We start from the raw sequence: 25,296 nt of genomic DNA on the forward strand, positions 1-25,296 counted from the left end.
TATTCCCAAGAAGGCAAATAAAGACGAACAAGCTGCCATACAATATTCCACATAAAAAGAACTCCTTGAGGTCTTGCTGCAGATATCCAATCCCAAGAAGTTCAATATTTTTATAAATTAATCAACGCAAAACATCGTTTTACATTTTTAGATGTTAAAGTCTTTTGCTCACAATCGAAACCAAAAATGTTGATTCTTCCGAAAACGGCTGTAGATCCCATGATTCAAAGTTAGCGTCGATGCTAAAACCAGCAGCACGAAGATCTTCAAAAAAGTGAGGGAAAATATATCCGCGGCCCGCACCAAAGCCAAAAATGCATCTACCGCCCACGGCCGTTGCGTCATAGATGTTCTTCAGTGCATCTGCACGATTTTCCGGAGCTATAAACGTCACTACGTTTCCGGCGCATACCACAAGGTCAAACCCGCTATCAGGAATAGCGTCACAGCCTAGGTCGGTGACATGCCAGGTAGCGTGAGGATAATTCAAACGTGCTTGGCTGATAAGGTAGTCGTCGATATCTACACCAACTACTGTGTGCCCACGTTCGGAAAGATAGCCGCCGACTCTTCCCTGCCCACAGCCGGCATCCAAAATACGAGCTCCTCGCTGCGCCATGGCGTCGATAAGCCGAGCTTCGCCTACGATGTCGTTTCCTGCAGCAGCTAAGTTATCCCACCTAGCTGCATAGTTGCGAGAGTGCTCAGGGTTACGTGTAGTCATGTCTTTCCAAGTTGGCATGTAAACAAGTATAGAGACCGCAAGTTTTGAGGAGGCCCATAGATGCCCGCAATGAGGCCACGCAAAGTCCACCAGTTTCCGCCACACCGGTCCGCGATGCCAGTAGAAGAAATCACTGACCACTGCCGAGTGTATGTTGATGGAAGCCTACAAACAGCTGCGCTAACGCATAATGAGGCACTCCGTAAGGTAAAAGACCTCAATAAAAACGGACACCACGCCTTTGTGTGGCTTTCTGTTGAGGAACCCACGCAGGCCCACATGATCCAGCTAGCTGAGGACTTTGATATCCATGAGCTGATCGTTGAGGATGCCGTTGCAGCCCATCAACGTCCAAAAGTCGAACGCTACGATGATCAACTTTTCATTGTGGTCCGCTCCGTTGTTTATCGTGACCACGAAACTGTCGATGATGCCTCCGATATCATCAACACAGGCGAGGTCCAGATGCTTGTCAGCGACGACTTCATCATCACCATCCGACATAAAACAAAGTTGCCGCTTCTCGACGCTCGACTCGATGCACCTGACGAGGTTAACGCTTATGAGCCAATGGGTATCGCGTGGGCCTGGTCCGATCACTTAGTAGATAATTACATCCGCATTGTCGGTGAGCTTAGCCAAGACGTCGATGAGCTAGAAGAAGAAGTCTTTACTCCCGGCAGTACCTTTAATATCGAACAGATTTATATGCTCAAGAGGGAAATCCTCGAAATGCGCCACTCTGTCGATCCTTTAGACCCGGCATTCCGTTTGATGATCGGCGCCAATAAAGACATGATCAACAAGCAGCTTCGCTCCTATTTGCGCGATGTCTTGGACCACATCATGGTGGTCAAAGATCAGGTCATCAGCTTCGATGAGCGCCTCTCTGCGCTTATCGACGCAGGCGTGGCCAAGATTACCCTCCAGCAGAACTCTGACATGCGAGCTATCTCTGCTTACGTGGGCATGGCAGCTGTTCCCACCCTGATAGCCGGCGTTTATGGAATGAACTTTGAGCACATGCCTGAATTAGGTTCTCAGTACGGCTATTATACATAGTCATCGCCGTCATGATAGGTATCGTGACATGGCTGTGGTGGTACTTCAAGAAGATGCGTTGGCTAGAAAAGTAAGTGACCGGCTCCCCCACCATCGCCTTCTCTAGCCTGTCGCTTTATACTCACCGACGCATCGGGAAATATCAGTCTGCGCTGATATTAAACTTGTCTTTCTTAGGGGCTTCAGGTTGTGGCGTGATAACGATCGTGCGAAGAGTCGCCCGCGCCACCAGCTTGTGCCGGTGATACAGGTCAATCCCTATCAATTGGCTGGTGCGTCCTGGGTGGATGACATGTGCATCCACATCAATGACCCCTGCGCTTACTGTTCCCAGAAAATCAGTCGTGCAATTAGCCCCGACAACGAGTTTTCCATTAGCCGCAATAACTCCGGCGACAGACCCAACGGTTTCCGCTAGCGACGAATACACTCCCCCGTTGACCATCCCAGAAACCTGCAAGTGAGCATCACTGACCGGGAGCTCTGCTTTCACCGACTGCGACGTTATTTCTGTAAAACGTAGACCGAGTGTTTTGCTGAAGCCTTCACTGAGAGAATTAAACTCATCAAGCTGCTCAATGCTCAAACCACATTGATTGAGCCCCTCGAGCATTTCCAACATTTTTGTTCCGTTGCCCATACGCCCTAATCTAACCGATTCATGGATTATCCGTAGTCCCTACTGCCCGATCAGACAGAAAATACGGATAGAGATCCATCACAAAGCAACACAAACAGGCAAAACATAGGCACGGGCTGTACATCGCTTCTTCCCGAATCCAACCACAGATCGGCACATCTCCTGTTTCTCCAGTTTTACAAGATGGAAATCCCTCTACATGGCGCTATTGTGCCCTTTCCTTACCCGCGGGGTATCCTCTGATGTTATGACTGATCAATCCAACTTGGCACAAATCGGCGTTGTCGGACTTGCGGTGATGGGATCAAATCTCGCCCGTAACTTTGCCCATAAAGGACACACCGTAGCTGTCTATAACCGCAGCTCCGCAAAGACCCACACGTTGATGCAGGAACACGGTTCTGAAGGAAACTTCATCCCCTCAGAAACAATTGAGGACTTCGTTGCTTCGTTGGAGAAACCGCGCCGGGCGATCATCATGGTCCAGGCAGGTCCCGCTACTGACGCTGTGATCAACCAACTCGCAGACGCCATGGAACCAGGTGACATCATCATCGACGGCGGTAACGCCTTGTACACGGACACAATCCGCCGCGAAAAAGACATCGCCGAGCGCGGACTCAACTTTGTTGGCGCAGGCATTTCAGGTGGCGAGGAAGGCGCTCTCAACGGCCCTTCCATCATGCCTGGTGGCCCCGTCGAGTCATGGGATGCCTTAGGCCCTCTCCTGGAATCCATCTCCGCCGTCGTCGATGGCACGCCCTGCGTAACTCATATCGGCCCGGATGGTGCGGGACACTTTGTCAAGATGGTTCATAATGGAATCGAATATGCCGACATGCAGGTTATCGGCGAGGCTTATCAGCTGCTGCGTTATGCGGCCGGCATGGAGCCTGCGGAAATCGCTGAGGTTTTCAAGACCTGGAACAAGGGTGATCTTGACTCATACCTCATTGAAATCACCGCTGAGGTGCTATCCCAGGTTGACGCAGAAACCGGACAGCCGCTTATCGACGTCATCGTCGATGCTGCCGGACAAAAAGGAACGGGCCGCTGGACGGTAAAGGCAGCTCTCGATTTGGGCATTCCAGTGACCGGCATCGGAGAAGCTGTTTTCGCTCGCGCCCTCTCTAGTGCAGCTAAGCAGCGCGCTGCGACCATCGGCAGCCTCCCCTCCGGAGCGCTTCTTACGCTCGATGAGCTCGACACAGACAAAGAAACATTCGTCGAAAACGTCCGCCGTGCACTCTACGCGTCTAAGCTTGTTGCTTACGCCCAGGGATTTGATGAGATCCAGGCTGGTTCCGAGGAGCACAAATGGTCTGTAGACCCTCGCGACCTAGCCACAATCTGGCGCGGCGGATGCATTATCCGGGCGAAATTCCTCAACCGTATCCGTGAGGCTTACGACGCAGACCCCGCTCTTCCTTCTCTTCTTCTGGACCCCTATTTCAAGGCTGAACTTGGCGGTCTTCTGGATTCATGGCGTCGAGTTGTTATCACGGCCACGCAGCTAGGACTTCCCGTTCCGGTTTTCGCTTCTTCGCTTTCTTACTACGATTCGCTTCGCGCAGAGCGCCTGCCTGCTGCTCTTATTCAGGGACAGCGTGACTTCTTCGGCGCACACACATACAAGCGCGTTGATAAAGAAGGCACCTTCCACACGCAATGGTCCGGCGACCGTAGCGAGATCGAAACGTCTTAAAGCTATCTCACGTATTTTTACGTGGACAACGCACCTGTTCCACTGTCGCACTAGGCGACAAGCGGCAGGTGCGTTTGCTACAAAATCAGTTAAATCCTCGCCGCAGTCTACACTCAATACAATGACTTCATTCTCCGACCTCGGATTGCCGGTGTCCATCGTCCATGTGCTCAATCGCCAAGGGATAACCACACCGTTTCCTATCCAAGAGGCTGCAATCCCAGATGCCCTTAAAGGGCGAGATGTTCTTGGGCGTGGCCCTACTGGCTCGGGGAAAACCTTCACCTTCGGTCTTCCCATGATCGCGGCCCTAGCCAAAACGGGGACCTCGGTTCCTGGGCATCCCCGTGGTCTGATTCTCGTTCCTACGAGAGAACTGGCAGCCCAGGTACGTGAGCGTCTCGACGAACCCGCTGCAGCCTTGGGGCTCAGGATTCTTGATGTTGTTGGCGGTGTCAACATTAACCGCCATATCACTGCGCTCGCGGCTCCTGTTGATATTCTGGTGGCAACACCGGGACGCGCACAAGACCTCGTGAACAATAAGAAGCTCTTCCTCGATAAAGTCCTGATCACCACTCTCGACGAAGCTGATCAGATGGCAGACATGGGTTTTCTTCCGCAAGTCCTTAAGCTCCTCGATCTCACCCCCCCGCGATGCTCAGCGCTTGCTCTTTTCTGCAACCTTAGACGGCGACGTCAATAAGCTTGTCGAGCGCTTCATGCATGATCCCGTAACACATTCCACTGTGGAAGTAGCTGCCGCCGTGGACACGATGACGCATTATCGTTTGCACGTGGGTGACCGGGATGCCCGTAATGACGTCGTTCTGCGCATCGCAGGACGTAAGGGAAAAACAATCATGTTTATGCGGACCAAACACGGTGTGGACCGTCAAGTGAAAAAGCTGCGACGCATCGGCATTAACGCTGTCGGTATTCACGGTGATAAAGGTCAAAACACCCGCACAAATGCCATAGCAGGCTTTTCCGATGGCTCTGTACCGGTTTTGGTGGCTACAGACATAGCAGCTCGAGGCATAGACATTGGAGACGTTGACCTTGTTGTTCACGTCGATCCTCCTGCAGAACACAAAGCATATCTACACCGCGCAGGGCGCACGGCCAGAGCAGGTTCTTCTGGAACAGTGGTCACCCTTGTTATGGAAGAACAGATACAGGAAGTAGATACGCTCCTACAGAAAGCTGGCGTGGATGCAGAATCTCTGGAAGTCTCAGCTCATTCCCCAGAGCTAGTGCGTATCACTGGAGCTCAAAAAATTACGGGAGCGCCTTTGCCCCCGTTCGGTGCGGCACAGCCACAACAGCGGCAAAAAGGGTCACAATCAACGAGAAACACCGCGGCACGCCATAGGCATCCCCAACAACGTACTGCTTCCAAGTCGCGTGGTGGTACGACGGGCTTTAGAGGAAAGAATAAGAAAGATGGACAACGCGGTGGGCGTAGCTAATCCCCGCATCTAACAATGGACATATTGATAAGTATCCTTTCACTTTTTGGCTTTGTGCTTCTAACAGCAAGCACTGGCTTATTCGTTGCTGTTGAGTTTGCGCTCACGGGCCTCGAACGCTCAACAATCGAGAACGACGTACGTGAGCGCGGGGATAAGAAGTCACTAGCGGTTCAGCGTGACTATCAAAACCTCTCTTTCGTTCTCTCTGGCGCGCAGCTTGGCATCACGATCACGACACTCGCTACGGGCTACTTGGCCGAGCCTGTCCTGGCCAAGTTTCTTACGCCTCTTTTGGCGTTATTCGGGCTCCCCCATACTGCGAGCACTGCAGTCGCTCTAGTCTTGGCACTTATCATTGCAACTCTACTGTCCATGGTTTTCGGTGAACTAGTCCCCAAAAATATTGCGATCACCAATCCGCTCGGTACAGCACGACATGTTGTTGGCCCCGTCAATGCGTTCAATACCGTATTTAAAGGCTTCATCAACACGTTAAACAAGTCAGCGAACTGGACCGTGCGCAAGCTTGGCATTGAGCCAGCCGACGAACTGGCCACAGCCAGATCAACCCAAGAATTGACTGCATTGGTCCGTAGCTCCGCGGAAACAGGCGATATAGATGAAAATACTGCTCTGGTCCTAGATCGATCTTTGAAGTTTGGCGAGACCACCGCTGAAGAACTCATGACCCCGCGGTCGACGGTCGAGACACTTAGCGAAGACTCTACTGTTATCGACTTGATCAATCTTGCTATAGAAACGGGGCATTCTCGTTTCCCTGTTATCCGTGGTGATCTCGATGACACGATTGGCGTTGTTCACTTTAAAGATGCATTTTCCGTTCCCAAAGACCAGCGTCACTCCGTTCTTTTAAGTTCACTGGCTCGACCTGTTCCCATAATTCCAGCGAGCCTTGACGGGGACTCCGTGCTTAATGCCGTCAGATCAGCCGGTTCTCAGATCATTTTGGTTGCCGATGAATACGGAGGCACCGCAGGGCTGATCACGATCGAAGACGTAGTGGAAGAAATTCTGGGAGAAGTCTACGACGAACACGACGACGCAGAATCTGAACGAGATTTCCAGCGCTTTGGTTCTAGTTGGGAAGTATCTGGTCTGGTTAGGCTTGATGAGCTAGCTGAAAAGGTCGGCTATTTTGCTCCCGAAGGTCCCTATGAAACTCTGGGAGGCTTAGTCATGTGCGTTCTGGGACGCATACCAAAAGTTAATGACGAGATCCTTGCCCCCGAAAGCGATAATCCGTTTCTTGCCGAGTTTGAGTCTGGCTATAAGGGGCGCTGGATAGCCAAAGTAACTGTTATGGAAGATAGACGAGTAGATAGAGTGATTCTCTCCCCTATTACAGACGAGGAAGCCGCTCGTTTTACTAACGCAAACGAGGAGGATAACTGATGAATCTCCTCACTGCTATCGCATTAATAGCTGTTTTATTGTTGGCCAACGCTTACTTTGTCGCAGCTGAATTCGCTCTGATTTCTTCAAGAAAAGACCGCATCGAAAATCTCATTTCACAAGGAAGACCTGGGGCAAAACGGGTACTGTATGCCACCGAACACCTCTCTATCATGCTGGCTGCATGCCAGTTTGGTATCACGATTTGTTCCTTGATCCTCGGTAAAGTAGCCGAACCCGCCATTGCTCGTTTTATCGAAGAACCTTTTGCTTCCTTAGGCCTACCTGCGCATCTTTTACATCCCACCTCGTTTGTCATTGCCTTGGGTATCATCACCTTCCTGCATATCTTGTTCGGCGAGATGGTCCCCAAAAACATCTCGTTAGCGGGCCCAGAAACACTTGCGTTGTGGCTCATTCCCACGCTTATTGTCTTTTGCAAAATCACTCGACCATTTTTAGCCTTGATGAACTGGTCTGCGCGGATCACGTTGAAGGCTTTCGGCATTGAGCAAAAAGATGAGCTTGATTCCACCGTTGATCCAAATCAACTAGCCACGATGATCTCTGAATCACGCTCAGAAGGCTTCCTGGATGCTGAAGAGCATGCTCGACTCAACAAAGCGCTCAGAGTGGAAGACCGTTCTATAAAAGAGGCTCTTATCCCATTATCACGCGTAAGAACCCTTGATTTTGGTACCCGTGGCCCCAAGCTAAGCGACCTTGAGCAAGCCGTCGCAGAGACCGGTTTTTCTCGTTTTCCTGTGATGGGTAAAGATGGTTCCTATATCGGTTATGTGCATGTCAAGGATATTTTGGACCGTTTTGATACTGACACACCCGATCACATCATCCACCGCTCAGAAATCAGGCCACTAACTATCGTCGCCGCTACCGGAACGATGGATGAAGCTCTTCAGCTCATGCATAAAAAATCAGCCCATATGGCACAGGTCCGCGACCGAGGATCACTGCTGGGTGTGATTACGCTAGAAGACCTTATCGAGGAATACGTAGGTACTTTCTCCGATTGGACGCATGAACAGGGATGATGATGGCACAGCCTCACATACAGCTAACCCCCGAAGAATGGCAAGCGCGGAGCATCGCGCATCGTGAACGTGCGCGTAGCTATACTGCCGAGCACCTCACGCGGAGGAAAAGTGGCGCTAAACATCCTGTATTTGATTTTCTTTTTGAATACTATCCCGTGCGCATAGCTCACTTGGAGCGCTGGCACCCAGGTTTTGGTGTGCATCTTATTCATGAAAATGACTGTGAACCCCCGCATACGCAATGGAAAAACTATGTGACAACACACCACTCGACATCGGTAGATGTTCATTCTTTTTGGGCTCATCGTGGTCGAGCAATGTCATACATAGAGGATTTATTGGTCTCAACCAACGATAATCCAGTGCATTTCGACTGTTTCGGGCTACACGAATGGGCGATGGTCTACCAAGCTGATCGACCTCGCCACGATCTACCACTACGCCTGGGAGCTAGCGAAACCAATAAGGTGGTGGAAAACAGCGCTATCAAATGCACTCATTTCGATGCTTTTCGCTTTTTCACCCCCTCAGCGAGACCGCTTAACTTCACCATTTTGTCCCGTGAGGATCAGCCGAGTTTCGATCAACGCGCTTGTGTTCATGCAGCCATGGACTTATATAAGTGGGCCACAAAACTGGGGCCACTCGTATCCGGCGAACTGTGGCTCGATACATTCGAACTTGCCTGGGATGCTCGAATTTTAGACATGGAAGCCTCGCCATATGACTGTAGAGATTACGGCTTGGGGGTGGTTCCCATCGAAACTCCTGAAGGAAAAGCCGAATATGTAGCGCGGCAACGTGCATTATCACAACGGGCAGTTCCGTTAAGGAACCGGCTTGTCGCCGTCATTAGAGAGGCTCGGAACGCTACACTAACTGGATAGCGCGCTGTGATAGCAACCTCGAAAGGTGGAGGAACCCGTGGCAAAGCACTCCAATGGCAAAAACAATTACTCGGTGTCCAAGGGCCTTATTGGGCTTGTCGTTGCGATCATCGTCCTTGTCTCTGGTGTTCTGTGGTGGCTTAACACCAAGAATTCTTCTACTTCTGCAGCAAAAGACTGTATTCAAGGCGAACTAGTCCTTCCGGTTGCTTCCAGCGACAAAGGTGCTGCGCAAAAAGTTATCGACGCCTACAACGAAGCCGGCCGTACTGTCCGTGATCACTGTGTCGTCGCAAAGCTTAGCGACGACATCGCGACGGCCGGTGTCTATCTCAGCAGCGAATCGGACAACACAATAAATCAAGAGTTGAAAAAAGCCTCACGCTCCCCGGCCACTCTTGAATGGCCTACAGTTGCCACGGACAAGGTGGGAGTAGCGAGTAAAACTGGGCTAGCTTCATTTGATTCAGTGACCAACGTTGCTTATCCGATGAGCTCGGATGCAGTGGCGAGCGCGCTTGTTGCAGCAAAACTCCATGCAAATAACGTTGAAGCCACAAAAAACGCGCTGGGTGGTTCCCTACATCTGACCATAGAAGAAGCCACACAACAGCAATCAGAGACGATCGCCATCGCGGAATCTCATCTTCCTTCTGATTATTCCTTTGTCCCCGCAGATGGTCTGACCAAACCGCTACGCTCTGTCGCATTGAATGCTACGGATAAAGTACAGGAAGACACTATCCGGGCAGGCGCAGATTTTGGTGCTGCAATAGCCGATAATGCTGCAGGTGCAAAACCAACAGACAAGGCTTCCCCGGAATCTGTAACTGCAGCAGAGGTACTCGCTACGCTACAGACCCAGGCGCCAGAAGGCGGCGATAAATCAGAATCCGCACCTCCTGCACAGCCAACCGACACCTTATTTTTATTGGACACCTCGGTGAACATGGCTAAACCAGCTTCGGATGGCGATTCTTGGCAGTCCCATTCTGCGCAGGCAATTATTCAGGCTTCAATGAAGCTAGAAAACCTAGGGAAAAGCCTGGCACTGTGGAATTACTCCTCACCTCTTAGCCACGGCGCAACCCATGGTTGGCGTGACAATATCGGCTTTGGCACTGCTCAACCGGCAGAAACCATTTCCCGAGTTATTCAGGAGTTTGGCTTAGGCGGGCACCCGCTTACTCATGAGGCAACCGTGGCTGCATTGTCCGTCGCCGATGCACGTATCCGAGAAGGTCATGCTGTCAACCTTGTCATTGTCACCAGCGGTACGGACGATCCTGCTGTTTCACTTGCTACTATCCCTAAGAACGATCAGCTGCGCATCAATGTGGTGCATGTCGGAACCGCTCCAGTAGATCAGGAGCTCGCACAAGCTGCGCAAGCAAGCGATGGATCTGCACAAACTGTAGAGGACCCGCTACAGCTCAAAGCAGCGATCGATAAAGCAGCGCAGCTCTAAAAGCTTCTGTCACCGGGCCACCTTCATTCGTGTGATCCGGTTAATATCACAGGGTTAATTATCACAAGATGTTGCCCAAGCTCCATATAAAAAAGGTGTTCCCCCAACGGATCTGGCCCGTTGGGGGAACACCTTTTACATCATTGTGTTTTAGGAGGTCTTCCTCCTGCGACGGGCAGCAAGCTCATCAACGCCTACGACGTTGTCATCCATAAGGTCACTGATTTTCTCCGAAGGGAAAGCCGAAATCGTTCCGGTTAGCTCGCGAACGATTCCGGGAACGGCGATACCAAAGACACCCTGTCCTCCGCCCAGAAGGTCAATGACTTCTTCATTGGAGCGACACTCGTACACTGTAGTGCCATCAGAAACCAAAGTAATCTCTGCTAGGTCATCGACACCACGGTTACGAAGCTTATCTACAGCAAGACGGATATTCTGCAGGGAAATACCGGTATCGAGCAGTCGCTTCACAATTTTTAGAACCAAAATGTCTTTAAACGAATAAAGACGCTGCGAGCCAGAGCCACGTGCTGTACGGATGGTAGGTTCTACGAGCTTGGTGCGTGCCCAATAATCGAGCTGACGGTATGTGATACCAGAAACCTGACAAGCGATAGGAACCCGGTAGCCGACTTCCTCGTCTGGCCCCATATCAAAAAGGGCTTCCTGTACCGGGGTACTATTTCTTGCGGTCTCTTCAGTCACGGTCATTCTCCCTGCGATTTCTGGCTTTCGCGTTGAGCCTTGCTTTCTATTCTTAGCCAAGGGTAGAACAACGTCAAGAAGAAAACTCGCGACACGCCCAAAAGTTAAACCTCAAGTTGAAGTTTAGACTTATTTCCCCTTGTCGCTATCCGGGGAACCAGGGGAATCATCAGTATAGCCTTCCAAGGTATCGGGTGGCGATTCGATAAAGAGCTCATCCTCTGCCATTCCAAGATCGGCCATGAGTCGCAAGAAGTCAGCGTCTGCTTCAGAGTTTCCTGACGCAGAAAGCGAGGGAACTTCCCCATCACTTTCTACCGTGATGCCTAGATATGCTTCAAGATCTGTCTCATTAAGAAAGACGCTTACCTGATTAAGCATGGCTTCTTCCGCCATCACAGGAACCCCCAGCATACGGGCAACTGTGATCCCGTCAGAAGGGCGACAATCAATCTCTTCCCCGTCAGATAATACGAGAGAGCAAAGAAATACACCTTCGTGGCAACTCGCAATCCTTAGCTCTACAACTGGACTACCAATCCGGGACAGTGCATGAATGAGCACGTCGTGAGTCAGTGGACGGCGAGAACCGAACTGTTCATCTTCATCCCTTGCAGCAATGGCAAAGGCTTCAGTTTCTTCGATCCATATAGGAAGGATCCGGTTACGCTCAGGCCAGCGCAGGATAATGCACGGGTCGTTATCCGGGGATAAAACATGAACGGAGTGATACTCCATCTCGCAAAAAGACATTGTGTTAAAAACCGTCGCTACTGACCAAGCTCGTTGCGGACCATCGTTTTTACCAGCGTCGCATTGAGGGAAACGACAAGCGCACTCATCTGCTGCGACATCTCCTCTGCACGCTGCTTAGCACCATCACTCTTAGAACGAGCGGTGGGAGTAGCTGCACGAGTAATAAAGTCTGCTTGACGGCTCGCAGTATTTTTCAAAGACTTTAGGTGTCGCACATCAAACCCAAACTCTTTTAGTTGGGAGGCAATAGCCACTATCTGCACATCATCTGCAGTAAAAAAGCCGGAGTTATCAGGGCGAATAATCCCCGCCGAGCTTAGTTCTTGTAACAAAGATAATTCTGCACCACTGCGCTCAACAACATCGTGATCGCTCAGGCGAGTTGCCACCGGAGCCCGAAAATTCTCCGGGCTGACGATCGGCTTTGCATCTCCGCCACGGCTTATCGGAGTCACGGCACCGGAATCCATAGCTTCCAGCTGCTCGCGAATTACTTTCAGTGGAAGATAATTGTCACGCTGGGTGACCAAGATATACCGAAGACGCTCTACATCATCATGGGTAAAGCGTCGGTATCCCGAGGCCGTCCTTTTTGGTGCGATAAGCCCCTCTGCTTCCAAAAACCGGATTTTGGAAACAGTCACATCGGGAAATTCTGCTGTCAGTTTATCCAGGACCACTCCAATAGACATGGTCTTGTTACCAGTTCGGGGGCGATGTTGCCCTGGAACGACGGGTTGGGAACCAGAGCTCTGAGGAAGTGCACTCATCTATGCTTCGTTTCTCGGTGTGGTGGGTGTACTAACGGAAAGCAACAATTTTTAAACAGATTACTTTAGGAGCATAAACGCTCACAAGCAGTGGTAAGAACGGTTGCGGAGTTTTTAGCTCTTGGAGCCCTCGATGAAGACGAGACGGAACTTGCCGATCTGAACTTCATCTCCGGAAGACAAAACTTCTGAATTCCTAGGCTCGCGGTTGACGTAAGTTCCGTTAAGGCTTCCCACGTCAACAACCTCAAAGGAACCATCCTGCAAACGGAATTCAGCGTGTCGGCGCGACACGGTGACATCATCAAGGAAAATATCGCTCTCCGGGTGGCGTCCTGCCGTTATAGTTTCGCGATCCAAAAGGAACCGAGCGCCAGCATTTGGGCCGCGCTTAACAACAAGCATCCCTGAACCGGAAGGCGGGGTGACATCGCTACCAGTGGCCGGCGTCGCGTTCGCACCGGACTCCATTTCCTTGAGCAGATCTGCACGGAAAACCGACGTGGTCTCTACTTGCACGTCAGAAGCAGCGCTGTTGTCACTCATTATTCAACCTCCGAGTCAAACGAGCTTCGAATAAAATTCGAACTTTCAGTCAATGGTTTACATCATAGCCCTAGAGAACTACTGATGAAGAAGTACTACTGGTAACAAAGAGATAACACCAGTGACTTCTTAGGCATTCTTAAGTCGTGGAGCAATTCCACCAAACGCTACTAATCTACCGGAAAATACTACCGATTCCCCGCAGTACAGAATTTCCGTTACCGGACAAGGGGTTATCGCTGACCATATAGGTCCACGTAGCTGAGGGACGAGCCAGGCCATGTGCTTCCAAATGCACACCGTCTGCATCAATAGTGACGCTTGCAAATGTTTTCACGGCTTCATCAACCGCCCTCTGAGCTAATTGCTTGAATTCCCGCACAGCGATCCTGTGATATTCGTCGATAGGAGTTTCCCTCGCAATTGCCCGCAGGTGAATCGATTCCCGTACGTCATCCATGATTGCCAGATGGTCGCTCCAGCACCGATCAAGGTGGTAGAGCATGATGTCTCTGGCGGCTTGATGCAGTACATCAGAACTAATTTTTTCTTGCACTAATGATTCAGCTCGCTCAGGGTTTGCCTGGGCAAGCTCTTCCCATGCTTTATTTGTGTCCAACAGGTCGTTTCGCCGCTCGTCAATGATCACGCGTTGATCCGCAAGCAGCTTGTTGTACTTCCACGTCTGAGAGTGAATCTCTAATAGTTGACTTTCAGTCACTCTCTGACAATGTGCAATAAAATCGTTGATGCGTTTGGAATCGATCCGCCCATCGGCCTCAGGGCGAGCTTTCACCTCTTCCCCAGCACCGCCGACTGCGACGACGTCATCTTCCAGCGAGACAAAGAATAAGGACAGCCCCGGATCGCCTTGTCGGCCCGCACGCCCCCGCAGTTGGTCATCAAGGCGCGAGGTCCTGTGACGTCCCGTTCCGATCACAGCTAAACCACCCGTATTGGCAACTTCAGCGCGATCCGACTCCTGCGCCCCACCGAGTTTGATGTCAGTGCCTCGCCCGGCCATTTGTGTTGAGACTGTGACCCGCCCAAAGTCGCCGGCTTCTGCGATAATACGGGCCTCTTCAGCATCGTTTTTAGCGTTGAGAACGCTTACCTCAATGTCAAGGTCTCGCAGCGCTCTTGCCAGTCTCTCAGATTCTGAGACATCTTGAGTTCCTACCAGCACCGGTTGCCCCGTCGCATGAATCGCAGAGATTTCCCGAACAAGGGCATCAAATTTTTCTTCAATCGTGGCGTACACACGATCAGCCTCGTCAAAACGCTGCGACGGAACATTCGACTCTATTACAGACACTCTGAGGTCATAGAATTGCCGCAGCTGATCTGTTGCAGCAACCGCCGTACCCGTCATGCCGCAAACCAACGGATACCGCCCCATCAGCGCCTGCAAGGTCATTGTGTCCAGGATCCGCCCCCCTTCAGTGACCGCCAATCCTTCTTTTGCCTCTACCGCCGCCTGCACGCCGTCGGGCCAACGCTGCAATTCCGCTATACGCCCCTTGGAAGCGTCGATCAAAGCAACTTTTCCGTCCCTGACAATGTAGTGAACGTCTCTAATCAGCAGTGCTTTAGCGTGCAGCGCAAGATTAACTTGTACCAGTGTTGTGCCCACGTGTTGATCGTCGTAAAGGCTATTAATTCCCAGTGCTTGTTCGACAAGAGCCGCGCCGTCTTCAGTGAGGAAAGCGTTGCGACGATCGTCGTCAAGCGTGTAGTGCTCACCTTCTTTAAGACGACGTACGACCTCGGTCACCCTCCCCCCAGGCGCAGCTCCGGGCTCATTTCCGGCCAAAACGAGCGGAACGAGGGCCTCGTCGACCAAAACAGAATCGGCCTCATCGACAATTGCCACGTCCGCCCCATGCTGAACCGCATCTTTACGGTGTGTAATGAGCTGGTCCCGTAAAACGTCAAAACCGATCTCATTAACGGGGCCATAAACGATATCGCAGCTATAAGCTTGACGACGCTCCTCCGCAGTCTTCGATTCCGTAATCGAGGACACGGTCACACCAAAAAAGCTAACCAGCGGGGCCATCCACTGCGCGTCTCTCTCTGCAAGATAATCATTAACAGTGATCACATGAACTGACTTGCCCATGAGCGCATACCCGGTAGCAGCCATCGCGCCGACCAGGGTTTTTCCTTCACCGGTAGCCATCTGGATCACGTCTCCGTCTAATAGCCGGAGAACAGCCTGCAGTTGAACCGGGAAAGGTGTGAGGCCCAGTGTCCGAGAAGACGCCAGGCTCAGCACTGCCAAAAACTCGGCCTGATTCTTTATCTGACCAGATTCGGCTAGCTGTACAGCCGTCTCTCGCAACTGCGCGTCATCCAAAGACTCAAAAGCAGTTATCCGCGACTGCGCTTGCTCGACGATACCCAGGCTTTTAGCTTGGCTTCGGCTAGCTTTTCCACCCATTGCTTTCCAAAACCAGTCAAAGCCCGCCACGGTAGATGTCCCTTCTCCTTGCACACGCAATGCTTTTCACAGTGCCTTTACAGCAGTATTTTCCTTGTTTAGTTCTACCCCATCGCAGCACAGTCAGAGCATAAAAGGACCGTCAAACATCCTCATCAATCATCAATGTCATGATCTAGCCGGTACAGAAGTAAAACAAAATCAATCGGAAATTTAATAAAACTTAGTATACAGTCATACTAATTAAAGAAACCTAGACCCTCCCCTTGCCCCTTCCCACGCTTTGGGTGAGCATTAACCAAAAATTAGTCTCACGTGACGCACGCAGCACAAGGTACCCCATTTTGAATTAGGAGACAGATACACAAACCGTCGCCATCTTTCAGAACTTTTCCAGATATGCTGATGAACATCGTCCCTTACCCTCAGGGATGCTTTCTCATGCCTTCATAGGATATGTGGCCTTGTACATCCCAACTTCAAGGCCAGAGAGCCCCAAAGGGATGCCACTATAAAGTCATATCCGGCGAGGAGTATGGAATGCATTCTGTAAGCGTGAAGGTACCTTCCAGCAAGGGATACCAGATGACTGGGACCATCGATTTCCAGACGCACCACCTACGGCCTTCGCGCTTTTTGCACACTGCTTTACCGGTTCCCGATTCACTCCAGCAGCCGCACGAGTATCTAAAACTTTGGCGGATCTTGGTATCGCTTGCCTTCGTTTCGATTTCCCCGGACTTGGTCAATCGGAAGGAAACTTTGCAGACACCTGTTTCAGTGAAAATGTGGAAGACATCCGCGCTGCAGCACAGTGGCTAACGGACAATTACACCGCCCCACAACTGCTCATAGGGCACTCACTCGGAGGAGCCGCCTCCCTAAAAGCAGCAACCGACATGCCAAGCATCAAAGCGGTTGCGACAATCGGCGCACCTTTTGACCCTGCCCACGCAGTCCTGCACTTTGCCGACAGGATTAGCGAAGTCGACGAGACCGGGGCCGTCACACTGTTGCTCGGCGGACGTGACATCACCATCTCACGAGACTTCCTCGAAGATCTTGCAGAAACCAACCCCGAGGCCTACCTCCCTCGACTGCGCAAGCCTTTGCTGATCCTGCACTCCCCCACTGACACAACAGTCGGAGTGGACAATGCACAGCTCATTTTCCGCACAACCCGCTATCCAAAGTCTCTTGTTGCACTCCATAAAGTAGATCACCTGGTCACAAAACAAGGGGCCGCACAGCACGCTGCACGCATTATCCATACATGGGCTGAACAGCACCTCACCGTTGAAAGCAGCTCCGAGAATTCCGACACAGTCTCCGAAACTACAGCTATTGCCCGCTCCATTCCTGCTGGTAGATTCACAGATCGTGTGCAAACCGGCATCCATAGCTTCACCACTGACAGGGAAAAGGCACAAGGCGGAAAGAATCTCGGCTACTCACCAACAGGGCTCATTGTCTCTGCTCTAGCATCGGCATCCTCGCAAGCGATAAGGGTTGCCGCTAAAGAAAAGCGCATCTCTTCCTTGAAAAACGTCAACGTTACCGTGGAAAAAACACCTACCACTGACGGCAGCGTTCAGCTGCGCCGGGAGATCGATCTCGTGGGAGAACTGTCACAGGAAGAGCGGAACATATTGCTCGCCGCAGTTAAAAATAACGAAATTGAAGCATTGCTCAGCGAAAATATCGCTATCGACGATCTCACCCGCTAGTACAGGCAATCCCCATGTCTCACCAGACCATAACTTGCCCATGCATGACGTCGTTGCCTTTGAACGAATGCTGCCAGCCTTTCCTTAGCTTCTCCAAGACTGCTCCCACCGCGACCGCCCTTATGAGGTCGCGGTTTACCGCTTTTGCGCTAGAGAACCCACAGTATCTCGTCGCAACGTCGCACCCCTCAACTCGACCTGCGGGCCTAGAACTTGATCCCGACCCCATATGGACACGACTCATCATTCACGACTCCATACGGGGCGGTTTACTGGACACTGAAGGAATCGTAGAATTTACCGCATTTTATGAATTTGAAGGATCACGAGGAAAACACCACGAGCACTCCCGGTTAACCCGTGTCGACGGCCTCTGGACCTACGTCGACGGAATAGTCACCTAATTTCCTACCTTTACCTGCGAATTCGCATTCTACAATCACAATGATGTAACCTATAGCAGTTGTCAAAAACAACATCGGACTGTGGCGCAGCTTGGTAGCGCACTTGACTGGGGGTCAAGGGGTCGCAGGTTCAAATCCTGTCAGTCCGACAAAGTATAAGTTCAGAGCATTTATAACAGCTTTGGACTGGTTTTATTTTCATAGCACCTGCTCAGAACATGTATCCTTTATGGCACGCCCGAAACAGTGGTTGAGGGTCTAAACCTCGAAATTACAATCCTTGGTAGCGGTCTGATTGGGATTGCACCTTGCACGGGTTGCACTGCCCGTTGATTCCGGTAGCTCCTCTGACAGAGGTGGTGAAGTTGTCCAGGGCCAAGACCTCGAAACAGGTTGGGCATCATCTCAGCCCTCGGCGAATAATCGCTGTCGCTCTTGCCGGAAGGCTGAAAAGCACGAGTTCACATTTTTGGGCAGTACAGAGCGCCTCTGGTGGTCTTCTGCAGCCGTGACCTACCCCGAGCCCCTCTCGGACCATCCGAAACTTCGCGGGAAAAACGATGCCTCAGTAGCCGTTTTAAGCTCTTTAGTTCCTCGGATGCTGAAAACCAACCTTCAAGGCCTTACCAAAAGCTCTGAAAATCAATTTAAGCGAAATGACCTTTCTAAACCCGCTGTTCAGATGCTAGCAAAATCGACTTAAAACAGGTAGTGCAGCTCGGAATCCGCTCTAGGCGTACTCACTCATCATCCTTGCGTAGTTAGCGAGCAGAATCTCTTGACGCTGCTTCTCCGTGGTGAGCTTCTTCGGTGTTCCCATAGCCTTATCAACCACTCGGTCCAGGACATCGTGTGCCTTGAGAAGAGCAGGGTCCATAGCCAACGGATTATAGTGGTTGGCTAGCGATCTCTTCCCCTCCGGGTGAGGTTCACAGGCTTCTAGGGCCTTCTTACCGGCCTCGATAATTTTCGTACGGGTGTCATCGTCCAGCTCGGGGACTGGAAAGGTATTCCACACCAGAGTGTTTGAGCATCGGAGACCCGACTTCAAACGGCCTCCTGCAGTCTTTTGCCACGCGATGAACATCAAGGAAGAAGCCAGCGCAAACATAAGGCTGTCTTCGTCTTCAACATGAAACAGCAGTTCAGAATAGATTAGTTCGGGCCCATAGCGCTGCACGGTGAAATACCGGCGCGTCTCGCTCACAACCTTCGGCAGCGCTAGATACTCTGTTTCAGGTTGCCTACGCTCTCCGAACAGGCGAGGTATTTCAACCAACTTTCGAGTTGCCTCCCTACTGCTCTCCAATCTGTGGTTCCGAGTATTCTTCAGTCGAGACTTCAGCACCGAAGAAGTTGCAAGGTCGCCTGGATTGAGATCTTCTAACCATAGACACCAGCACTTTAGCTTGTGAAGCATCTCACTAGATCCTCGGAACGACCGGAGGTACTTAGCCGCTGTTGCATCGGACTTAACAGCGTCATATTCATCTTGTTCCACGACTAGATTCCGCCATCGTTGGCCATGCTGCCGAAGACAGCGGGGCCAGTTCGTTAGAGAGCGGCTCGGGACGAGATACAACGAGAACCTTCGAACCATCGACTAGATAGGCATTAATTCCAGCTGTTACCTGTTGCTCTACTGGCCCACCTTTAGCATCTGGATAGTCCCAGAGTCGCTGCTTCACGAAGGTATCTCTGGTGAATCTGACAATCACACAATGGACAGCAGCTTTACCAGGTGCTTCGGAATCTCAACTAAAAGTGCGGTGGACGAACTTGATTCGCCAGTGCTCACGGAACAACAACGGGTCAAACAACGCAGGAACAGACTGCCCCTGAGTAATCGAGTTTGTGGTTACGAAAGCAAATTCTCCGTGGCGGTTGGCTAATACATCCTTTTGCCTTAGCATGCCAGGCCGTAACGTAATCGAGCCGGTTAGCACCCTTAGCGTTACCCCAGGCATCTCCCAATTCAGCCTTTTGCCACTTGGACATGATTCGAGCACCGATAAAGGGAGGGTTACCGAAAATGTATGTCTGTCCAGTGGTCTCGGGAAGTTCCTCTGACCAGTCTAGCTCTAGGGCGTTGGCGTACTTGATGTGAGCGGTTATCTCGATAGACAACCTGTCCAGGGCAGCTCCGATAGCCTGGGCTAACTGCTTATTCGCTTGGTGGTCAACCAAAAACATAGCCGTCTCAGCAATCTTTGCAGGCCACCAGTTCAACTCGAATCCGTAAAACTAACCGATACTGAGTTTCTGCTCCTACGACGCATCAAGCGCTATACCGGTGTTGCCTTCACGAGGTCGAATCTCAACGATTGTGTCCGTCTCAATCTGACGAAGCTCACGGTAAGCGACAACAAGGAAGTTGCCACAACCACCTGTTAAATCGTATAGTAAAATCAATACTTACAGATGCTGAATTTTTGTTAATTCAGGTGGGCTGCTAGTTCTACAAACCGGAATTTATAGTTAATATCTATTTCAACTTTCACCAAAAGCTTCTTTAAAGCATTTTCTATAAAAATTATAATTACAATAAAACTCATCATTTGAACAAATACACTAGCGAGTCACATCCACCACTATCGCACCAATTGACTTGCCGATAAATATCTACATGATCGCAATAGCTATAATCAATGCAGGAAAACATACACAGAGATATTTTCGCACAATATTTCTGCGAGAAATTCCATGTATCTTGGTTTTTCATAGAGCGTGATGTTCTATAGCCGCTTACATCATGGCTTGTTTTAAATTCCGGGCATAGATACCACGTTAATAATGATGCTGCCAATATCAGTAATGTTACTATGGAAATAAAAACCCAGAATCCCATAATTCACCTCCAGAAATTCTGACATATAATTCCCAATGAATACTATTTAGATTTTCTGAACAAAACTCACTTCATCACAATTTAGCCCTTTTTTAAATCTTTAAAATACAGTTTCTGCTGTTTTCTCAAATATAAACCTATAAACGGCTTTAATATAAGTTTTTTAGAAACTATATTTTCAGTAAAATCTAAAGTTGTTTTATCCCCATGCGAATAGAATTTCCCAATCCAAGTTCCCTTAATGTTTTCGTTTTCTACCTCAAATGACCAACATTGATTTTTAACACATTCCGTAACTTTAAAATATGTCTCAATTCCACTTTTAGTAATCTCCGCAAATTTCCCCTCATCTATAATTCTTATATTCTTTAAATCACTTCTCCAGGCATAATAATTTAATCTAGTTACCCTATTCCAAACTTTTCTATTGGACATAAAAGAGTAACTTTTGCATTAGCAATTGCCACAGCCGCCCCTCTCTCTATAAATTTATTTTTTCCTATACACTTTTGAGCAAATAATTAATTTATTGATCTAATATCATTTCATCTCATGTTTTATTTTTCTTGTAGAGGATCTTAAACCTAGTATTCATCGATACTATCTGCCGTTGTCATAATTATGACACGAGATCCACAAGCCGGGTCATAGAACACTATCTCTGATAGTGAGTCCCGGAAGTCCTTAAGCCTACGAAGGTTGGCTGGTGTATCAGCAAGAGCGAAAAGACGCTTAGATTCTGCCCGAAGTTCGTCCAGGAACAGCGGTTCAATCGTCTTTAAAATGTTGGTCTCGCTGGTGTAGTGTTCGCCATCGGCACGACATGCTTCTTTGGACTTAACCAATTGGAACATCGAGCCGAAGACAGCCGGTGAAATACGGGACCAGTTGAAACGACAAGCCGCTAGGAGTGCTTCTCGCATCTCGTTATCGAAATACTCCGTAGGCAAAGAATCGGCAAAGATGGAGCCGTTAACGTACGGAAACTTAGCCAGCATCTCCGGCACCCTACGACGCTTGGACTCCGGGGGTATTGAGAACCTCGAACAGCGCGTTGAGCTGAGAACCTAAATTCTCGTCGTTGGTGTGATTGAGAACGAAACGGTAAAATAAGTCCTCCTCCCACAATCCGGCATCGTCACCGAACAGCAGGAACAACAACCGGGTGAGATAGACCGAAAGACTTAGCTTCTCCCAGCACCACACCGGACCAAAACAGGTCAATGTATCCGTCGTTGCCGGATGATGCTCGCTTAGCGTCCCGTTCGTACAGATCGATTCGCTCCGGGATAACGCCGAAGCACCGGAGCCGATCAGACCAGAACGACTGTGCAAATCTCTTCTCGGTGTGCTTTGTGTCGTCTGCACGCCACTGGTCTACCCGTTTGCGCCAGTGGTGAGCAGAATCCTCGAGGTTGCTCTTTGCAACTGCTCGGGAAACGAGAATGCTTCCATGACTCATTTCCAACCATCCTGTTTAGCACTTGCGTTCAGGAAAATTCCGATTGCTGCTTGCACGTATGGAACTATGATTCCAAAATTAGCAACGTAATGACCACTACTGTCAGCATTTGAAGCGCCAACTAACTGAGTCCAACCATAAGCGTGAGATGCGGCACTCCCGGTGTTCCAAAGCCACGTTGTAGCGTCGTCCAAATTTGGGTTTACCAAACCTGCTTCTTGCTCTGTGAGGGCGTTCATTTCGTTGGCGAACTCTCGAAGCATCGTGGTTTCTGAGATTTTATTAGCGAGTCCCTGCATCCTGCGGTAATCTTCAGTAATTAAATCGACAAATTCCACAGGCGCTTTGGCTAATTCCATTTCTCTAAACTTTGTAGAATTGTCCGCAGCCATTTTTGCGTTTCTCAGCTCAGTTAGCAGTAGCTGCCTAGCCCTGGATAATCGCAAATCATGCTTGTCTGCAATTAAAATCCAAGTTGGTCTCGCATCCCCGAGCATTGCAGTCCTCAGCAGCGACTCCAATGCTGGAACGTACTTTATATCCTCTTTAATTAACAAAGTTCGGATGCTCACCAAGTCTCCCATAGCCTGATGTAATGAGAATTGCATACATCTATACAATGAAATAGTTTCACAAGTAGTCAGTGATTCTAGTTCATGTAAGATGCTTCCCTCAGCTGGCGAGGGAAGGAATTCACTTACATCTTTTTGAATCTCGTCAATTGCTGCCAAGTTGTGCTGTAAAACCTCCATGTCCTCTTGTGAGAGTCAACCCCAGACCTCTACCCACTAAATTCCTCCCTTGATTGCTTGTTCAATCAAATATACCTAACGAGCCAGTAAGCAGGGCTAACACTAAGTACCTCAGCAACCTTCATCGTCAGATGTCCAGCATCGGGATCAGTAACAGCCTCAACCTCTTCAGTCAAAGCCCGGTAGTACACCCTGTAATCCTTCGGAGGAAACATCTCGAGAACTACAGTCGGAATCCGCTGTGCAATGTCTTCAACAGTCAGTCCCCGATTACTACTACCGAATCTCCCATCGTGCGTTAGCAGCGATCTTACCCGCCCGAGAACGTCGCTTAGCACATTGAGTCGTCTCCTCCGTGGACTCGATAGGTCCAGGGCCTTAAGCTGATTAAGCGCCGTTGCCTGAGAGCGAATCTCCGAGATAAGCGGATTGATAGCCTCCTGCCCCATCGAGTCTTTCACGGTTAATGGGGCTTCTTTCTTAACCTTTTCCAGTAGTTGAATCTGGCCACTGGTCTTAGCGGCTCGTCCGAGAAGACGAACGTCCTCGTAATAGACCCCACAACTCAAGACCGGCCTTCCAGTCCCTTCGGTGCTTGTACTTCGTTTTTCCATCATCTTTAGTGACCCAAGAACGGAAATAGTACAGAGCCCTATGACACGCCGTCCTATAGACTGGAAACTACAGCGAACACACGAGGAAATAAATCTCCCCTGACAGCAGTTATAATCTTCTAATTATACTTTCAAGGGGTCGCAGGTTCAAATCCTGTCAGTCCGACCAAAGCCCTGTTCAGAAGGTGTTTTCACACTTTCAGAGCAGGGTATTTTCTTTCTATTCCCTTTTCAGGGCACCTACCTGGGCAAAAACAACTATACAGAACAACCGTAATCCGACAACATAGCCCGGTTGTCGTCGACCTGTGGTTTTAGCCTAGATTGGCATAGTAAGGAAACTTACCTAGCGGACGGTTTCAGGCGCGTTTGAACTTTGGACACGGCAGGCTTGTTAAAGCTCCGTCAACGTTCATCGCAGAACATGAGGCGTGGACATGGGTTAACCATCAGCTGAGCAGATAGAACAACCAACGCTGTTCTCCACTAACGGTCAGCACATTTAAGGAGCACGCACGATGCCAGAATGGATTGAGTTTTCCGTCACGCCCGGATTTTGGGATGACCGGCATCGAATGAGGCAAACTATCGATACTCCCGATGGACGATCATCGCTACCGTGCTCGCTACGGAAACACTAATCACGACGATGGACCCGTACTATCCAATTGAGTCCGCCTGTTTCCAGCTCTCATCGGACACACAGCTCCTCCTCGTCAATGACGGTGATTGGCGGCATCCGCAACCTATCTGCAACGCGACACCGCGCTGCTGCAAATCCGGCGCAATACCAAAGGCATCGTGGACACTGCTCGCCAGCAGATCCAGCTTCGTCATAACAAGCGTGTCTCCTGCACGGCATGCCGCAATCGCCTGCCCAAGACCGGGGCACTGGGTGTTGCGGCCAGAGCCTCCATGATCAAAATAGATTCGCCCCGCCTCCACGCCATAGGTAGCAAGCTGTTCTCGTTGAACCTGTAGATCTTGCTTCTCCGTGGACGCATGCGCATATCCGATAAGCATGACATTCACCCTTACTTCTTCGCGGTGCGACTAACTAAACGGACGCAAGTTTTTGGTTAACCAATGCGTTCAGCGAAATTCCCTCTGCCTTGGCAGCAATAGCCAACCGCCGATGCAGCGACGGAGACGTGCGCACATTGAACTTCCCCGAGTAACGACGACTACCCAATGGCATAGGAACCACCTCACCGGAGGCTTCCATATCTTCGACAACCTCAGCGACAAGATCAAGCAAACCGCGCTCGGCCTGTTGCCGGTCTGCATCCAACCACGACAATGATGGGAACTCAGCCACGGTTGCCACGTACTCTTGGTCTTCTTCCGACCAGGAGACTTGATAGGTGTACTTGTTAATGTCCATGCCGGCTACTCCGTTTCCTTCTTGTGTGCGCCTAGTTTTTCAATCGCTTCGAGAACTTGATTGACCTGATACGGCTTGGCGTTGCCATTCGCGTTTTTGAATATTGTCACGAGGATCGCCCAGCCACGGGGTCTTGTAGGTACGATGCGACGTCTTCTTTGACTTGCGGCTTTCAAAGTAGTGATCGCAGACTCTTTCCAAATCGGCAAACCTCACGTTCTTCGGTGCCCACTTCATTGACCGCACGATGTCGCCAATACTTTTCCCACATCAAAGTAGTACCATATGCAGTACTACTGAAAATTTTGACCACACCAGCTTGATAACGCCCGGCAAAGGTGGCCGGTTAAGGGTCCCATAGTGGCCATGTTTTACGCCGAGACAAACGCCGGCTTAGCTAATAATGGGAGTTCGGGGCTTTTCTCACGATGATACAAACCGATGTTTAACGGT

General features: G+C 50.2%; 26 protein-coding genes, 1 tRNA gene and 5 pseudogenes. 11 read left to right on the forward strand and 21 right to left on the reverse strand.

Annotation, left to right across the window (positions count from 1 at the left end):
* Window positions 1-154: 154 nt before the first annotated feature.
* The gene (locus ET810_RS03830) at window positions 155-742 is read right to left on the reverse strand and encodes a class I SAM-dependent DNA methyltransferase (protein ID WP_087453941.1); all 588 of its coding nucleotides are present in this window, start codon (window positions 740-742) and stop codon (window positions 155-157) included.
* Window positions 743-784: 42 nt separating this feature from the next.
* On the opposite strand from ET810_RS03830, the pseudogene ET810_RS03835 reads away from it, so the two are divergent.
* Window positions 785-1,860 (forward strand): annotated as a pseudogene (locus ET810_RS03835) (magnesium and cobalt transport protein CorA).
* 68 nt (window positions 1,861-1,928) lie between these two features.
* On the opposite strand, the gene ET810_RS03840 reads toward ET810_RS03835, so the two are convergent.
* Entirely contained in the window at window positions 1,929-2,426 is a 498-nt protein-coding gene (locus ET810_RS03840) for a PaaI family thioesterase (RefSeq protein ID WP_134315895.1), read from the reverse strand.
* Between the two features lie 247 nt (window positions 2,427-2,673).
* Between ET810_RS03840 and gndA the strand changes: the two genes are divergently transcribed.
* The 6 genes and pseudogenes from gndA to ET810_RS03870 all read left to right on the forward strand — a co-directional run bounded on the left by gndA (window position 2,674) and on the right by ET810_RS03870 (window position 10,429).
* Window positions 2,674-4,131 (forward strand): NADP-dependent phosphogluconate dehydrogenase, encoded by a 1,458-nt coding sequence (gene gndA / locus ET810_RS03845; protein WP_087454881.1) that lies wholly within the window; start codon window positions 2,674-2,676, stop codon window positions 4,129-4,131.
* A gap of 121 nt (window positions 4,132-4,252) precedes the next feature.
* A pseudogene (locus tag ET810_RS03850) lies at window positions 4,253-5,603 on the forward strand (DEAD/DEAH box helicase).
* Between the two features lie 15 nt (window positions 5,604-5,618).
* Entirely contained in the window at window positions 5,619-7,019 is a 1,401-nt protein-coding gene (locus ET810_RS03855) for a hemolysin family protein (RefSeq protein WP_087453938.1), read from the forward strand.
* Window positions 7,019-8,071 (forward strand): hemolysin family protein, encoded by a 1,053-nt coding sequence (locus ET810_RS03860; RefSeq protein ID WP_087453937.1) that lies wholly within the window; start codon window positions 7,019-7,021, stop codon window positions 8,069-8,071. The genes ET810_RS03855 and ET810_RS03860 overlap by 1 nt, the downstream gene beginning before the upstream one ends.
* Before the next feature lie 2 nt (window positions 8,072-8,073).
* Entirely contained in the window at window positions 8,074-8,961 is an 888-nt protein-coding gene (locus tag ET810_RS03865) for a hypothetical protein (protein ID WP_087453936.1), read from the forward strand.
* A gap of 37 nt (window positions 8,962-8,998) precedes the next feature.
* A complete protein-coding gene (locus ET810_RS03870; RefSeq protein WP_134315894.1) occupies window positions 8,999-10,429 on the forward strand; it encodes a vWA domain-containing protein in 1,431 nt (476 codons plus the stop codon).
* A 150-nt stretch (window positions 10,430-10,579) separates the two neighbouring features.
* On the opposite strand, the gene ET810_RS03875 is transcribed toward ET810_RS03870, so the two are convergent.
* From ET810_RS03875 to secA2, 5 genes are all read right to left on the reverse strand, one after another.
* A complete protein-coding gene (locus ET810_RS03875) occupies window positions 10,580-11,143 on the reverse strand; it encodes a MerR family transcriptional regulator (RefSeq protein WP_087453934.1) in 564 nt (187 codons plus the stop codon).
* A gap of 123 nt (window positions 11,144-11,266) precedes the next feature.
* Window positions 11,267-11,890 (reverse strand): bifunctional nuclease family protein, encoded by a 624-nt coding sequence (locus ET810_RS03880; protein ID WP_087453933.1) that lies wholly within the window; start codon window positions 11,888-11,890, stop codon window positions 11,267-11,269.
* 17 nt (window positions 11,891-11,907) lie between these two features.
* Entirely contained in the window at window positions 11,908-12,663 is a 756-nt protein-coding gene (ftsR, locus tag ET810_RS03885; protein ID WP_087453932.1) for a transcriptional regulator FtsR, read from the reverse strand.
* A 114-nt stretch (window positions 12,664-12,777) separates the two neighbouring features.
* A complete protein-coding gene (gene odhI / locus ET810_RS03890; RefSeq protein ID WP_087453931.1) occupies window positions 12,778-13,209 on the reverse strand; it encodes an oxoglutarate dehydrogenase inhibitor Odhl in 432 nt (143 codons plus the stop codon).
* A 175-nt stretch (window positions 13,210-13,384) separates the two neighbouring features.
* Entirely contained in the window at window positions 13,385-15,682 is a 2,298-nt protein-coding gene (gene secA2 / locus ET810_RS03895; protein ID WP_087453930.1) for an accessory Sec system translocase SecA2, read from the reverse strand.
* 510 nt (window positions 15,683-16,192) lie between these two features.
* Here secA2 and ET810_RS03900 point away from each other — a divergent pair.
* From ET810_RS03900 to ET810_RS03910, 3 genes and pseudogenes are all read left to right on the forward strand, one after another.
* A pseudogene (locus ET810_RS03900) lies at window positions 16,193-17,379 on the forward strand (bifunctional alpha/beta hydrolase/OsmC family protein).
* A 14-nt stretch (window positions 17,380-17,393) separates the two neighbouring features.
* Window positions 17,394-17,783, forward strand: a complete 390-nt coding sequence (locus tag ET810_RS03905; protein WP_087453929.1) for a YchJ family protein — start codon at window positions 17,394-17,396, stop codon at window positions 17,781-17,783.
* 75 nt (window positions 17,784-17,858) lie between these two features.
* Window positions 17,859-17,932, forward strand: a tRNA-Pro gene (locus tag ET810_RS03910).
* Between the two features lie 581 nt (window positions 17,933-18,513).
* On the opposite strand, the gene ET810_RS13100 is transcribed toward ET810_RS03910, so the two are convergent.
* From ET810_RS13100 to ET810_RS03945, 11 genes and pseudogenes are all read right to left on the reverse strand, one after another.
* Window positions 18,514-19,284: a type IIL restriction-modification enzyme MmeI gene (locus tag ET810_RS13100; protein ID WP_310795229.1), complete on the reverse strand. Its 771-nt coding sequence runs from the start codon at window positions 19,282-19,284 to the stop codon at window positions 18,514-18,516.
* Window positions 19,271-19,471 carry a hypothetical protein gene (locus ET810_RS12165; RefSeq protein WP_197913454.1) on the reverse strand — a complete coding sequence of 67 codons (201 nt, stop codon included), beginning with the start codon at window positions 19,469-19,471 and terminating at the stop codon, window positions 19,271-19,273. The genes ET810_RS13100 and ET810_RS12165 overlap by 14 nt, the downstream gene beginning before the upstream one ends.
* A gap of 66 nt (window positions 19,472-19,537) precedes the next feature.
* Window positions 19,538-19,603 (reverse strand): hypothetical protein, encoded by a 66-nt coding sequence (locus tag ET810_RS13105; RefSeq protein ID WP_404825528.1) that lies wholly within the window; start codon window positions 19,601-19,603, stop codon window positions 19,538-19,540.
* Window positions 19,596-20,195: pseudogene (locus ET810_RS11935) on the reverse strand (DNA methyltransferase). Before ET810_RS11935 ends, ET810_RS13105 begins: the two are co-directional and overlap by 8 nt.
* A gap of 142 nt (window positions 20,196-20,337) precedes the next feature.
* Window positions 20,338-20,631, reverse strand: coding sequence for an SdpI family protein (locus tag ET810_RS13280; protein WP_221337809.1), 294 nt, complete (start codon window positions 20,629-20,631; stop codon window positions 20,338-20,340).
* Window positions 20,632-20,712: 81 nt separating this feature from the next.
* On the reverse strand, window positions 20,713-21,066 hold the full coding sequence (locus tag ET810_RS03930; RefSeq protein WP_197913452.1) for an SRPBCC family protein: 354 nt from the start codon (window positions 21,064-21,066) through the stop codon (window positions 20,713-20,715).
* A 149-nt stretch (window positions 21,067-21,215) separates the two neighbouring features.
* Entirely contained in the window at window positions 21,216-21,629 is a 414-nt protein-coding gene (locus ET810_RS13110) for a type IIL restriction-modification enzyme MmeI (RefSeq protein ID WP_225871223.1), read from the reverse strand.
* Between the two features lie 10 nt (window positions 21,630-21,639).
* Entirely contained in the window at window positions 21,640-21,837 is a 198-nt protein-coding gene (locus ET810_RS13115) for a type IIL restriction-modification enzyme MmeI (protein ID WP_310795227.1), read from the reverse strand.
* On the reverse strand, window positions 21,770-22,093 hold the full coding sequence (locus tag ET810_RS13120; RefSeq protein ID WP_166741064.1) for a type IIL restriction-modification enzyme MmeI: 324 nt from the start codon (window positions 22,091-22,093) through the stop codon (window positions 21,770-21,772). Before ET810_RS13120 ends, ET810_RS13115 begins: the two co-directional genes overlap by 68 nt.
* Window positions 22,090-22,824 carry a hypothetical protein gene (locus ET810_RS03940; protein WP_134315893.1) on the reverse strand — a complete coding sequence of 245 codons (735 nt, stop codon included), beginning with the start codon at window positions 22,822-22,824 and terminating at the stop codon, window positions 22,090-22,092. The genes ET810_RS13120 and ET810_RS03940 overlap by 4 nt, the downstream gene beginning before the upstream one ends.
* 86 nt (window positions 22,825-22,910) lie before the next feature.
* Entirely contained in the window at window positions 22,911-23,462 is a 552-nt protein-coding gene (locus ET810_RS03945; RefSeq protein ID WP_134315892.1) for a hypothetical protein, read from the reverse strand.
* A gap of 348 nt (window positions 23,463-23,810) precedes the next feature.
* Between ET810_RS03945 and ET810_RS13400 the strand changes: the two are divergent.
* Window positions 23,811-23,924, forward strand: a pseudogene (locus tag ET810_RS13400) (hypothetical protein); the annotation flags it as partial.
* Window positions 23,925-24,119: 195 nt separating this feature from the next.
* On the opposite strand, the gene ET810_RS03950 reads toward ET810_RS13400, so the two are convergent.
* Genes ET810_RS03950 through ET810_RS03960 form a run of 3 tightly spaced genes read right to left on the reverse strand, consistent with a single transcriptional unit; the run spans window position 24,120 to window position 25,080 of the window.
* Window positions 24,120-24,482, reverse strand: coding sequence for a recombinase family protein (locus ET810_RS03950; protein ID WP_087453926.1), 363 nt, complete (start codon window positions 24,480-24,482; stop codon window positions 24,120-24,122).
* Between the two features lie 34 nt (window positions 24,483-24,516).
* Window positions 24,517-24,843: a type II toxin-antitoxin system HicB family antitoxin gene (locus ET810_RS03955; protein WP_087453925.1), complete on the reverse strand. Its 327-nt coding sequence runs from the start codon at window positions 24,841-24,843 to the stop codon at window positions 24,517-24,519.
* Window positions 24,844-24,882: 39 nt separating this feature from the next.
* Window positions 24,883-25,080: a hypothetical protein gene (locus tag ET810_RS03960; RefSeq protein WP_310795461.1), complete on the reverse strand. Its 198-nt coding sequence runs from the start codon at window positions 25,078-25,080 to the stop codon at window positions 24,883-24,885.
* Window positions 25,081-25,296 lie beyond the last annotated feature (216 nt).

Origin of the sequence: Corynebacterium silvaticum (assembly GCF_004382825.2) — a bacterium.
Taxonomy (GTDB): domain Bacteria; phylum Actinomycetota; class Actinomycetes; order Mycobacteriales; family Mycobacteriaceae; genus Corynebacterium; species Corynebacterium silvaticum.